This window comes from Bacillus cereus group sp. MYBK220-1, assembly GCF_051916445.1.
Classification (GTDB): domain Bacteria; phylum Bacillota; class Bacilli; order Bacillales; family Bacillaceae_G; genus Bacillus_A; species Bacillus_A cereus.
Map to the genome: position 1 here is coordinate 831,271 of NZ_JBQAGQ010000002.1, position 15,089 is coordinate 846,359.

Sequence of the window (15,089 nt, forward strand, 5' to 3'; positions counted from 1 at the left end):
GTAATTTGGTTTCAACCAAACAACAATCTCTTTTTTGTTTCAATTACTTCCACCAAATCCAAGTCCAAAGGTAATTTCGTACATTTCGAGGAGTAATGCGAATGAAGCGTTCACCGTCAAAGAAGCAATTTAAATTTGGAAGTGCTTCATCTGGATTTTCTGGAACAAAGGTGACGATGTTTTCGTTACTTGTAACGGTTACTGTAATTGGTGGGTCGGTAGGCGAGACTTGAAGTTGTAACGAAATATTGGCCGTATTTTTAAAGGGATTATTAACAGGGGGGCTTATCACTTGTACTGTGAATAACACGATAATTGTTTCGTTTGGTTCCAAATTAGTAGCGACTAGGAAACCGATATTCGGATTCGCTAGTGGAGAGCGTTCACCGTTAATAAAGACAGTGCCATTTATAAATTGTAAACCTGCTGGAATAGTATCTTGTAACGAAATATTTGAGAGTGAAATTTCAGAAGTATTTGTAATGCGTACCGTGTAATCAAAATATTGATTTAAATAAGCTGAGCTGACGGAAGCATTTTTCGTGACTGTTGCAGTTATAAATTGAACTGGTATACGAACGATATTTGAATTAACAATGAAAGTAATAATTGGATCCTGTGGTGTCAACTGAAAAGCAGCGGTAACTGTTGCAGAATTTATAATTGTACTGTTTGAAGGAATAGAAGTTGCGAGAACTTGAAATGTTATAGTTGCTACTGAATCTGCAGGTAAAGAGCCGATATTAATACCAGTGTCTGGACGAACATTTGGAACGGGAGTGCCGTTAATGGTTACGCTGTTTTCTATAAATGTTGTACCAGCTGGAATTGTGTCTATAACAGAAGTACTGATTGTAGGAATTGGGGAATGATTGAATACCGCTAATGTGAATGTAATGATATCTCCTATAACGACAATAGATTTGTCAGCTGTTTTTTCAATGCGAACCATCGGATCAATAACTGTCGTTGTAACGGTATTTGTTTGTTTTGTAATTGTAATAGGTGGTTTTGTTGGATCAATGATAACGGTATAGGAAACAGAAGCATCATTATTAATTGTAGATTGAAGAGTAGAAGAAGATATTGTCACTTGGAACGTAATAATAACAAATTCATTAGGAGCAAGATTTCCTAACGTAATACCATTTTCAGGATTCTCATTAGGCTGATTGATTCCGTTAATCGTAACACTACCAGCAACAAAAGTCGTATCTATTGGTACGGCGTCTATGGCAAGAAGGTCTTCAATCGTTACATTACCGCTATTCGTAATCGTAATTGTATACGTTAAAGTTTGACCAGGTAAGGCGTTTGTTACATCAGCAGACTTAAAAGCAATGACATTATCATTTTGGACAGTAGTTTTGACAGTATTTGTTGTAGTCGTATTTGTAACAGGTACGTTATTTGGGTTGACTATATAGTTAAAAGTAGTAATTGCGTTGTTGTTTAGTTCATTTGGTGTTGGAATAGAAGTCACAGTTACTTGGAATGAAACGATAGCATCTCCACCAATAGTTATAGTACCAATTGGTATGCCGCTTACTGGATTTACTCCTGGAAGAGTTTCTCCGTTTACAATGACGCTATTTTCTATAAACGTAGTACCTTGAGGAATAATATCTTGAATGATTACATCATTTACTGTAACATTACCGGTTTGATTTAGTGTAATCGTATACGTTAACGTATCACCAACCGTTGCAAATGCAAGGTCAACAGCTTTATTACTATTCAAATTCGCATGATTAATTTCTGTTAAAGCAGCTGATGAAATAATAGTTTCGGTAATAGGTGGTCGATTTGGTACCGTGTATTCATATTCAATTGTACTCGTGTTAGAGATTGGATTTGTTTGTGGAATCGAAGTAACCCGTACTTGGAATAGAACAGTTGCTGTCGTATTAGGTGGAATGGTATCAATTTGTATACCGTTAAGAGGATTGTCATTTGGCCGAGCGTTGCCGTTCACGATAACACTATTCTCTATAAAGCTCGTATTTGCTGGGATAATATCTGTAACAATAATGTTTTCGACTTGTATATTTCCGTTATTTATGATGGAAATTGTATAAGGGATGATAGTTTGTAAGTCAGCATATTGGATAGGTGTTGTTTTTGTCGCAATTACATTAGCGGAAATAACTTCAGTGAAGGTAATATTGCTAGTCGATATTTGTTCTTCCACGTTAATTGTATAACGAGAAGTTGATTGATTTTGAACATGACCGCTAGCAGGAAGAGCTACGACGGTAACAGAAAATGTGACTGGGATAGAAATGTTAGGAGCAATCGTTCCTACAAGTATACCTACACTTGGATTGGCGTTAAGCTGAGGAATGTTATTTACTAAAACGCTACCGTCAATAAAGGTTGTTCCATCAGGTATATTGTCTGTAAATACAACAGCAGTGGCATCCGTATTCCCTGTATTCGTTAAAGTTGTTGTATAAGTTAAAATGTCACCAATCGTTACAGAGGTTAAATCAACGGTTTTAAGTGAAACGATATCAGCATCATTAATTTGAACGAAAGTAGTATTGGAAGTAGTAGATTTTTGAATTGGTGCAAAGTCAGGATTGAAAATAAAGTCGTAGACAATGTTTGCAGTATTAGGTTTTGGATTTACAGTAGGTAAATTCGTAACGGAAACTTGGAATGTTATTGTAGTCATTTGACCTGCTGCGACATTAGGAATGGAAAAGCCGATATTCGGATCTGCTGCAGGAAGTACAGTATTATTAACTATTACACTTCCTGGAATAAATACTGTTCCATCTGCTATAGTATCTGTAAAAAAGATGGAGTTAGTTGTAGCCGATCCATTATTTTGAATGAATACTGTATATTCAATGGTTTCATCAATAGTAGCTAATACAGTATTAGCAGATTTTGTAGTAATAAGAATAGCATCAATAAATTGTATGTTTGTAGCATTGGAAGAGGTCGTTTCTGAAATTGGTGGTGTGCTTGGGTCTGGTCGATACTCATAGTGAATGACGGCGATATTATTAATGTTATTTTGTGGCGGTATAGAAACTACGCTTACTTGGAACGTAACAATAATCGTATTATTTGGAAGAATTATATCAAGATTGATACCGGTAATTGGATTTTCGTTAGGTCTTGGTACGCCATCTACAAGAATGCTATTTGGAACGAATGTGGTGCCAGAAGCAATTGCGTCAAGTAGGAGAGTATTTGTAATAGGTATTGTACCGGCGTTTGTAACTGCGACTGTATATGTGATGATTTGACCGATACGTGTAATGGATCTGTTAGCGGATTTAATTGCACTAACATTTGCCGTTCGCACTTCAGTATTTACTGCATTTGATAACGATCTACGCTGAATAATTGGAGAACTAGGGTCAATTTGGTATTCGTACGAAGTGTCTGAAATATTAATGACTGTATTGCCCTCTGATATATTTGTAAGTTGTACTTGGAATGAAATAGTGACTGTTTCATTTGGTTGTATCGTGCCGAGAGTTACTCCGTTTTCAGGATTCACGCCAGGCTGAATTACATTATTTATTGCTAAGCTATCTTCAATGAATATAGTACCTTCTGGAATGTTATCAATGAACACGATATTGTTAGCCGGAACGGTTCCTATATTTTGAAGTGTATTTGTGTAGGTAATCATTTGCCCGATTGATACGAAATTTACATCCGCACTTTTAACAGAAATAATATTTGCATTTTGAAGTGATGTTGTAACAATGTTAGAATTTGCAGAGCGATTTACTGGTGGGGCTGTAGGAATACTTACATATTGGTAAGTTGCTGAAGATTGATTTACAATTTCAGTTTCATTCGGTGGATTATTTGTTTGCACTTGAAATAGTATCGTTTTGGAACTGTTTGCTGGAATTGTTCCAATCGGTATTCCGTTTTCAGGATTTACACCTGGCTGAAGGACACCATTAATTGTGACACTATCGGGAACGAATGTAGTCCCAGCAGGGATAGAATCTGTGAAATTAATATTTATTGCGTCAACATTACCGATATTTTTCACTTCAGAAATATAAAGTATAGTTCCACCGATATCTACAGTTGTTGGATTGGATGTTTTTGTAATTGCCAATTGTGCTTGCACGAAATTTGTAATAACGATATTACTAGTAGATATTTCAGTAATAGGCGGTTGCCCTGGGTCTGGTTGGATTGTATATGTTGTATTGGATTGATTTGTAATCGATTCTTGGGAGAATGAATCGTTAATAAGAATTTGGAACGAAATAAGGTGAGTAGCGTTTGCTGCTAAAGTAGGTAAAGTAACACCTACATTTGGATTGGCATCAAGTATAGTTGTTCCGTTAAGTGTAAAACTATTTTCTACGAATGTAGTATCTTGGGGGATCGTATCTGAAAATATGAGATTCGTAGCTGGAATATTTCCGGTATTTTCTAGTGTTATTGTGTAAGTCAAAATATCACCTGTTGTTGCTTGCTGTGCATTGACTGCTTTTAAAGAAAGGATAGTCGCATCCGAAATTTGTGTGAAAGCAGGATTAGACGTAATTGTTCGAGAGATGATAGGAGCAGTTGGATCGGCGATAAAAGTATAGTCAATACGGGCTGTATTAGAAATTGGGTTTACGCTTGGAATAGATTGAACGATAACCTGGAATGTTACAGTGACGATTTCTGACGGTGTGATGGAGTTTAATGGTATTCCTACGTTAGGATCAGCATCTGGAACGGAAACGCTATTAATAGTTACGCTATTCGGAATAAAGGCAGTTCCTTCGGGGACCAAATCTGTTAAAGTAACTGTATTTGCAGTAGTATTTCCGTTATTTTGAACGACTACTGTGTAAGTGATTGTACCGTCAGTAGATTGTACGAGAGAATCTGTACTTTTAATTACGGATAACGATGCATCAACAACAGCTGTATTAACCGTATTAGACGAGGATGTTGCTGTAACAGGAGGTTGACTTGGATCGACAATATACGTGTAACTTGTAAGTGCTTGATTTATAATTGCTCCTTGTGGTGGAATAGAACTTGCAAGAAATTGGAACGTAATAGTAGCGGAATCACCTGGTGCGATAATACCAACGGGAATACCGAGAGTTGGACTTGCATCTGGAAGTGAAATCCCGTTGAGCGTAACACTATTTGGAACAAATAATGCTCCTTCAGGAACTCCATTAATGAGTAATACAGAGTTTGCAGGGAAGTTTCCAGTATTCGTTAATGTTGCTGTATACGTAATTATATCCCCGATAGACACAATTGAACGATTTGCTTGTAAAACAGTTGTAACAGTCGCGTTATTAATTTGTGTTGAAGCGCTATTAGAATTTATCGTGCCTGTAACAGGAGGAGAGGCCGGATCAACGATGAATGTGTATTGAATAGATGCTACGTTTGTAATCGGATTTGAAGGTGGAGTTGATGTAACTATGACTTGGAAAGTAACGGTTAAGGAACTATCCGAGCTAATTGTTCCGATATTCACTCCGTTATTTGGATTTGCACCTGGAATGGTACTTCCATTTACAGCAAAACTATTTTCAACAAAGGTTGTTCCTGCTGGAACTGGGTCTGAGAAATTTACATTCGTAGCGTTTGTATTGCCGCTATTTTGAATCAAAACTGTATAAGTGATCGTATCTCCAATATTTGCAAAGGCTGTATTAGCAGTTTTTACAGCTGAAAGTATTGCTGTATTAATAGAAGTAACGAAGACATTCGTTTCCACATTGCCAGGTTGAGCCAGTAATGCATTGCCTACGTTATATTGGAAGTTAACAAATCCTAAGTTTTGGAGTTCAGGTGTGAACGTTGTTGGATTACTTACGATTTGTACTTGGAATATGATTGTAACAGTTTGATTTGGATTGATTGTATTTATGCCAACACCGTTAATAATCGAAGCGGATGGTAATGGAGTGCCATCAACAATAACTGATCCTGCAACAAATTGTGTCCACGATGGTAAAGGGTCTGAGAATATAGCGTTGTTAGCAGGAATATTGCCTGTGTTCGTAATAGTCGTTGTATACGTAATCGTATCACCAATCGTTGCAAAAGTTTTATCTCCTATTTTAATAGTATTTAAAATAGCACTTTCAATTTTTGTTGTAACGTTGTTAGAAATAATATTTTTTGAAACTGGGGGATTAGCTGGATTAACGATATGTTGAAAGCTAACGCTAGCTTGATTAGTAATTGGATTTATAGGCGGAATTTCATTGGCGATAATGTTAAATGCTACGATGACAGATTCGTTTGGCGCGATATCACCGATTGGAACGCCTGTAATGATATCTGCATTTGGGATGCTAGTTCCGTTCAGTGTAAAGCTATTCGGTTCAAAGGAAGTTCCGTCTGGAATAAGGTCGGTAAAAATAACATTCGTTGCACTTACATTTCCGCTATTTGTAATTGTAACGGTGTAGGTAATATCCTGCCCGATATCTACCGTAGATACATTTGAATTTTTTTGTGCAGTAAGGATAGCGCTATTAATTTGTGTTGTCGTTGTATTAGATTGATTGGAAGTTGTAATAAGTGGCTGGCTAGGATCAACGACATAATGATATGTGGTAGAAGCAGAGTTAGAAATGGGATTAAGTGTTGGAAGTGTAATAACAGTTGCTTGGAATGTAACGATTGCCGTATTACCACCATTAATGGAACCAATATTTACACCAGTTGATAAATCGGCGTTTGGAATGGTTTGCCCATTAGCTGTGAAACTATTTGGAACGAAACTTAAATTGCTATCAAGAATATCGATAATAGTTACATCAGTTGCGGTCACATTTCCGGTATTAGGAAGGTTAAGTGTAAATGTTATTGTATTACCAACATCCGCAAAAGTAAGATCTGCTGTTTTGGTGCTAATAATAGTTGCGTTGTTTATTTGAAGGAGTGTAGTGTTGGAAGTAGCTGCACTTGAAACGGGAGGATTAACAGGATCAACAGTAAATTCATACGTCGTTGATGCTGTATTTGGTGCTGGGTTACTAGGGGGAATATTGTTTACTGTAACTTGAAAGACGATACTATATATTTCATTTGGTGGAAGTGTTGCAAGTAATACACCTGTATTTGGATCCGCGTTAGGTTGTAAAACGCCATCGACAGTTAATGTGTTAGGAACAAATGTGAGTCCACTTGGTAATGTATCTGTGAATACAATATTAGTTGCATCGGTATTGCCTACATTGGTAATAGAAGTAGTATAAAAAGCAGTTTGCCCGATATCTGCAAAGGATACACTTTCATTTTTCGTCATAGACAATATTGCTTCGTTAATTTGGGTTGAAACAGGATTACTAATTGAAGTTTCTGCATCAGGTGGTGAGACTAATTGATACGATGTTGATGAGAAATTTACAATTGGGTTTTGGTTTGGTAATGATGTTACAGTAACTTGGAACGAAACTGTTACTGTAGTCCCGGCTGTTATTGTCCCAATATTCACACCGTTCGATGGATCCGCCCCACTTTGAGGAACTCCGTTAATAGAAAATGTGTTTGCAATAAATGTAGTGACGCTTGGCACTGTATCTGTAAATATAACATTTTGTGCAGATGAGTTTCCATTATTTGTTAAAATGACAGTATAAGTGAGTGTGTCTCCAATACGACTAAAGGATTTATCGACTTGTTTTAATGAAAGAATGTTAGCTGTATTAATCGTAGTAAACACTGTGTTTGAAGTAACGTTTCTTGAAACAATCGGTGCATTTGGATCAGCGATAAATGTGTAAGAAGCAGTAGCGGAATTGGCTACAGGATTTTGGTTTGGTGTAGAAGTAGCAGTAACTTGAAATGCGATAGATATTGAGTTGTTAGGAGCAATTGATCCGACTGTTATACCTGTATTAGGATCGAGTCCGATGTGTGTACTGCCATTGATTGTGACACTATTCGGAATGAACGTTGTGCCGTCTGGAATAAGATCAGTGAAAGTAATATTCGTTGCATTTGTATTGCCATTATTCGTTAAAATGGTTGTATAGGTAATGGTATCACCTAGTGTAACAATTGTTTGATCGACCGATTTTGCCATCGTTATCATAGCATCTAGTACCGGATTTGTAACGATATTCGTTGAAGTAGAAGTTGTAATAGGAGTTCCGTTTGGATCGACAGAATAAGAATATAAAATTGTGTCATTACCCATAATTGAACTTGAAGGGGGAACAGAAAGAACATTTGCTTGGAAAGTAACGGTTACTGTTTCACCAGGAGCGATATTTGGTATAGTTACTCCAAGTGCTGGTTGCGCACCAGATTGCTGAACCCCATTTATTTTGACTGAGTTTGGTATAAAGGTAGTGTTAGCTGGAATTGCGCTCGTGAACGTTATATTCGTTGCAGTCGTATTTCCTGTATTTGTAATAGTTGTTGTATACGTAATCGTATCTCCAACAGAAATGATAGATTTATCAACGCTTTTTTTGGTCGTTAATATTGCACTATTAATTGTTGTCGAAACAGCATTAGATACGTTCGTTTGTGTTACGGCAGGTTGGCTAGGATCAACTACATGTGCAAATTGTACAGAACTAAAATTAGAAATTGGATTTATACTTGGAATGTTTGTAACAAGTACGTTGAGAGTAATCACGGCCGTTCCATTTGGGTTTATATTTCCAATCTGAATCCCGTTAGATGGATTTCCGATTTGCTGTGTACCAGAATCGTTTGTAAGAGTGCCAGATATGAATGTCGTCCCATCAGGTAAAGTATCCGTGAAAATTATATTTTGTGAAGTGACATTTCCAGGGTTACTTAATGTAATTGTATAAGAAATTGTATCACCAATCGTTGCGAAAATTTTATCTACAGATTTGATTGCCACAATTTCTCCAGAATTTATTTGTGTCGAAACAGAATTAGATGTCGTATTTCGTGAAACAAGTGGTAAATTAGGTCCTGTCATAAATTTATAATCAATAGAAGCGCCGTTTACAACCGGTGAGTTTGGTCCGCCTGGTCCAATTGTGAAAATTGGATTTGGAATGCTAACTACTTGCACACGGAAGGTAACATTTATAAAATCTCCTGCAATAATATCCCCAATTGGTATCCCGTTCGCTGGATTTACTCCAGGTAATAAAACTCCGCCTACTCGAACGCTATCTTCTATAAATACTGCGTTATTTGGAATCGGATCTGTAAAAATGATATTCGTAGCAGTTGTGTTTCCTACATTTTCTAATAAAACTGTATACGTTAAAAATGAATTTCCAGGTGCTATGTCAGAAAATAGCCGATCCACACTTTTCGTTGCTTGAATAATCGCTTCGTTAATTTGAACTAAAGTTGGATTACTTGTAGCTGTTTCTGTCACCGGCGGCTGGGTAGGATCAACAATGATCGAGTATGTCGTGCTAGACTGGTTCAAAGTTGGATTTGTAATTGGTATTGAGCCAACGATAGCTTGAAAGCTAATTGTTGTCGTTCCTCCAACTGGAATTGAGTCTAAAGAAATCCCGCTATCTGGTCTAAATCCAAGTTGTGGGATGGTATTAATTTGTACGCTATCAGGAACGAATGAAAGTTCAGGTGGTAATATATCGATAAAAACAGGTGTGTTTGCGGTAGTATTGCCGCTATTGATGAGGGTAGTTGTATACGTAATTGTATCTCCAACAGCAGCAAAAGCACTGCTTGCAGTTTTTGTTGCGATAACAGAAGCAGTATTTACTTGTGTAAAGGTTTTATTAGATTGAACTGTTCGTGAAACTGGCGGTTCATTTATATCTACAATAAAGCTATATTGAAGCGATGATTTATTCGGGATTGGATTAGGGTTTGGAAGTGTTGTAATGTTTACTTGAAAACTGAGTGTAGCAGATGCATTTGAATTCAAGTTACCAATATTGATACCGTTTTGTGGATTTGCATTCGGAACGGTTACACCATTTATCTTAAAGCTATTTGGGATAAAGGTAGTACCGTTTGGAATTGTATCAGTAAAAATAATGTTGTTCGCAGTAGTATTTCCGTTGTTTGTAACAGCTGAAGTGAATGTAATTGTATCACCGATTGTAGCAAAAGTTGTACTGGCGCTTTTATTTATTACTAAAGTAGCGTCAATAATTGGTGTAACTGTTGTATTTGTTACGGTGCTACCAACAGCAGGAGATTGGTTTGGATTCACGGTATATTCATAATTTACAAGAGCATTATTTGTTAATGTGCTACTAGGTGGTATCGCTAAAATTTGTGCTTGAAAAGTAATGAATATAGTATCTCCTGGCGAAATATCTGCCAAGTGAACACCAAGTGATGGATCTAATCCTGGTTGTGGAACATTATTGATCGTTACGGAGTTTTGGATAAATGAAGCTCCTGCGCCAAGCCCATCTGTTAAAACAGTTGCACTAGCAGGGATATTACCTGTATTTGTTACTGCAATCGTATAAGTAACAATATCACCAATTGCAGCTGTCGGTGTATTCACAGACTTAGTAGCGACAATAGTAGCGTTATTAATTTGAGTTGTTATTACGTTACTTAACGTATTGGCGGATGCTGGAGGTAAGTTAGGATCTACGACATACTGGTACGTTGTATTATTTTGGTTCGGGATTGGATTTGGATTCGGGATAGAATTTACTTGTACTTGGAATGAGATGATTGTATTTGCATTCGGATTTATTGGGTCGATTGCAATTCCGCTTGCTGGATTGACATTAGGCAGTGTATTCCCATTTACAGTAACACTATTAGGAATAAACGATGTTCCGTTTGGAATTACATCTGTAAATATTACATTTGATGCAAGTGTGTTCCCGTTATTCGTTAAAGTAGTCGTGTACGTAATAATATCATTTACGTTAGCAAACTGTTTATCTGCAGATTTAGTAGCGGCAATTGAGGCGTTATTAATAGTTGTCTGTACAGTGTTAGAAGCAACCATCTGCATCACAGCAGGTTTGGATGGATCATACGTATATTGGAATGTTGTGCTTGATTGATTTGTAATTGGGTTTACAGCAGGGATAGTTGGTACAAAAACTTGAAATGCAACGGTGCGTGATGAATTCGCTCCTATCGTACCAATTGAAATGCCAGTGGCAGGATTTGCGTTAGCTACAGGGACATTATTAATCGTTACAGTATTAGGAATGAAGAGGGTACCCGCTGGAATGATATCTGTAAACGTTACATTAGCAGCAGAGATATTCCCGTTATTTGTTAAAATAGTTGCATATAGTATGACATCACCAACATCAGCGAAGTTTGTGCTTGTGAGTTTTGTAGCAACGATATTAGCAGTATTAATTTGTGTAGTTACTATATTGCTAGCAGCGTTTCTAACGAGAGCAGGTAAGTTAGGATCAGCGATAAAGCTATATTGAAGTGAAGCGCTGTTTTGAATTGGGTTTGGTGAAGGTAGCCCATTTGCACTTATTTGAAAAACAATCGTTGTAAAACCACCTGAAGGAATGGAGCCGACTTGAAGACCGTTACTAGGGTCTGCACCTTGTTGTAAAGTACCACCTATAAAAATACTATTTGGTACGATAGTGGAGCCATTAGGGATTATATCGGTAACAATAACATTATTTGCTGTAGTATTGCCAAGATTAGCTAAAGAAATTGTATATGTGATTGGTTGCCCGACGTCGGTGATAGTTAAATCTACTTCTTTGACAATAACAACATTTGCTAAATTAATTTGTGTACTTACAGTGTTACTTACAGATGTTTCTATAGTTGGTGGATCACCCGGATTTAGAATAAAGCTATACTGTGTACTAGATGAATTTAATGTTGGATTTTGTGTTGGTAAAGAGGTGACGGTTACTTGATAAGAGACGGTAAGTGAACCGTTAGCAGCAATGGAAGGTAGTGGAACACCTATATTTGGATTTGCGTTATTTTGAAGTACACCATTAATAAGAAAAGTGTTTGGAATAAAGGTAGTACCGTCTGGATTCGTATCTACGAAAGTAGGGCTATCAGCAGAAACACTTCCTGCATTCGTCAAAGTAACAGTATAAGTTAATGTATCCCCTACGGTAGCGAACGCTCGATCCACTGTTTTGGCTGAAATGACATTTGCATCGTTTACTTGAGTAAATGTAGTAGTTGAAGTAGTGTTCTTACTTACAGGTGAAGCGTTTGGATCAACGATAAAGTTATAGGAGATGGAAGCGCTATTTGAAATAGGGTTTGGATTTGGAATGCTAGTTATTACTACTTGGAATGAAGCTGTAATTGTAGTATTAGCATTGATGCTACCAATATTGATGCTAGCTGGTGTAACGCCTGGCTGAGTAACACTGTTAACTATAACGCTGTTTGGGATAAAGGCGGTTCCATTCGCAATTGAATCAGATAGTAATATATTGTTCGCTGCAACATTTCCATCGTTAGTAAGAGCAAAGGTGTAAGTTAATACATCGCCAACTTCCGCAAACGTTTTATCTACAGATTTATTAACATGGAGATTTGCTAGTCTAATTGTTGATGTAACAGAATTAGAATTTGCTGTTTTTGAAGTCGGTGGCAAACTTGGATTTACAGTGTAAATATAAGAGGCGAAAGCGTTATTAATAATAGGGTTTTGGGCAGTAATGTTAATGACTGTTACTTGAAAGGATAAGGTAAAAGTAGCTCCACCAGGAATTGTGCCGATAGGTAAAGCAACGAGAGAATCTACATTCTGCAAAACTCCGTTTAGTGTTACAGTACCAAGAGTCAATATCGTACCGTTTGGAAGTGGATCTGTTAGTTGAACGTTATTAGCGGCTGCATTTCCACTGTTTGTAATAAGGATTGTATAACTTATTGTTTCACCAATTGTAGCAAATTGTTTATTTGTTGATTTTGTTAATGTTACATTCGCATTGTTAATTTGAGTGGAAACGAGATTCGAAGAAATATTTTTTGTAACAGGTGATTGGCTAGGATTGACAGTATATTGATAAGAAGCGCTTGATCCGTTAGATACGACATTTGACGTGGGTATTGTGTTTACTACTACTTGAAATGCAACATTTTTTGTTGTGCCGCTTGTTATGGATCCAATGTTCACGCCGGTAGCGGGATTTGCGCCCACTTGTGTTGTGCCATCTATTGTTAAACTGTTTAGAACCAAAGTTGTTCCAGTAGGAATGATATCTGTAAAAATAACATTGTTCGCATTTGTATTACCTGTACCTGTAAAGGAAACGGTGTACGTTAGTGTATCACCAATATCTGCGAAATTTTTATCTACTGCTTTTGCCATTGTTACAGTGGCGTTATTCACTTGAGTGGAGACAATATTTGTCGTATCAGTCCCACTTACTGCTGGTTGATTAGGTACAGGAATGTATTGATATGTTGTTGTTCCACTATTTAATATTGGGTTTGTTTGAGGGATAGAAGGAACGAGCACTTGGAATGAAATAGTAGTAGTGGAATTTGCGGCAATTGAACCAATTGTTATACCATTAGCGGGATTTGCGCCAGCTTGAGTAACTCCGTTCACAGTTACACTCCCTGGAATGAAAGTAGTCCCGCTAGGAATCGGATCCGTATATATCACATTCGTTGCAGCGATATTTCCTATATTAGCTAAGGCTATACTGTAAGTTAATGTTTCACCAATATCGGTAAAAAGTTTGTTAACTGATTTTGTTCCATTAATATCTGCAAGGTTAATTTGTGTTCCAGCAGAGTTACTTGTTGCAAGACCATTAAAAGTTGTTCCTCCGGCGATTGGTGTATATTGAAATGTAATATTAGCAGTGTTAGAGATAGGATTTTGACTTGGAAGAGAAACGACAGTAGCTTGGAAAGTTACTATACGAGAAGCACCATTATTAATTGTTCCAAGAGATATACCAGCCGCAGGATTTGCATTTGTTTGTGGTACGTTATCTACTGTTACAGTGCCGGGTATAAAAGAAGTACCGTTAGGGAGACTATCTATAAAAATAGCGTTATTGGCAGGAAGAAGCCCGGTGTTAGGGATAGTAACTGTATAAGTGAGAATATCTCCAATTGCAGCAACACTTTTATTCACGCTTTTCGTCGCTTGTATATTTGGTGAGTTTATATTAATTTGTAAGCCTACTGTATTTAACATATATGCGTCTCCGTTAGTAGTTAAACGGATTGCGGCGGATACTTGTGAGTTTGTTAAATAAGGAGAAATATCAATAGAAGTAATGTCCCAGCCCTGTCTTCCTGCGGAGATGTTTGTACTTGTAGAAGCACTTTGATTTCGCGTTCCAAATGTCCCTGTTGTATCTAAGTTTCCTGCAGCATTATTAACTTGAGAACCGAAGAAATTATTTATAGCATTGTTTGGTCCAGATAAAGCATTTAATGAACTGAAATTTGGTCCAAATAAAGCTTGATCCCCGGTTAAATCTGCATCTCCTTCAGTAGAACTTAAAAATAATCTCCCGCTTACTGGTCCACCTGAAGGTGTTAAAAATCCAGAAACAGAGACATCAGCACTACCAGTTTCTGCAGAAACACGGTTACCAGCTACATAAATGGTTAAGTTTCTTGCTGGCAATGTCCCGTTTTGATAAGCGACGATAAGCGTCCATCCAGCCGAATTAATTGTTCCATTAGAAGCATCTATAGGATCTACAAGTCCAGGAACCGCTCCTGTAGTATAGGAACCAGAACCTCCCGCTTGAATAAGAGTTGTTACGTCTGCTGAACGAGTGTAAAAGCCAAATGTAATAGAGTTTGAAACGAATGTTTGATTTGAAGCTGTAACAGCTGAAGGAGTAATCGAGTATGTTGAAACAGGTGTTGTAAAAGAAACTGGGTTTCCTAATACACTCGTAATGTTTTGATCACGAGATAAATAGTTTCCACCCCAAACGAGTTCTGCGTAAAGAATAGTACTACCAGCAGGGATATTTAAAATAGCGGTAGAACTATTTTGTGTATAGTTTAACGTTGTACCAGCAGGAAAAGTAGTTACTTGTAAAGCAGTATTCGTAGTTACGAATGCACCAATTGCCCCGATTGTACCAGCACGGTTTTGATTACTAATTTTACTTAAGCCTAAAGTATTGCCTGTAATAGCGAGTGCGCCGTTAGTGGTGGTAGAAAATCGATTCGTAATGGGCATGTTGTCACCTCAT

Annotated in this window: 1 protein-coding gene; it reads right to left on the reverse strand. The window is 37.2% G+C overall.

Annotated features, from left to right (window positions below):
• Positions 1-43: 43 nt before the first annotated feature.
• Positions 44-15,076 carry a DUF7507 domain-containing protein gene (locus tag ACTFRU_RS11270; protein WP_440037645.1) on the reverse strand — a complete coding sequence of 5,011 codons (15,033 nt, stop codon included), beginning with the start codon at positions 15,074-15,076 and terminating at the stop codon, positions 44-46.
• Positions 15,077-15,089: the final 13 nt, after the last annotated feature.

What these genes read in the sequence shown, in the direction of transcription:
- ACTFRU_RS11270 (WP_440037645.1), bottom strand. Translation starts at nt 15,076, where the DNA reads ATGCCCATTACGAATCGATTTTCTACCACCACTAACGGCGCACTCGCT.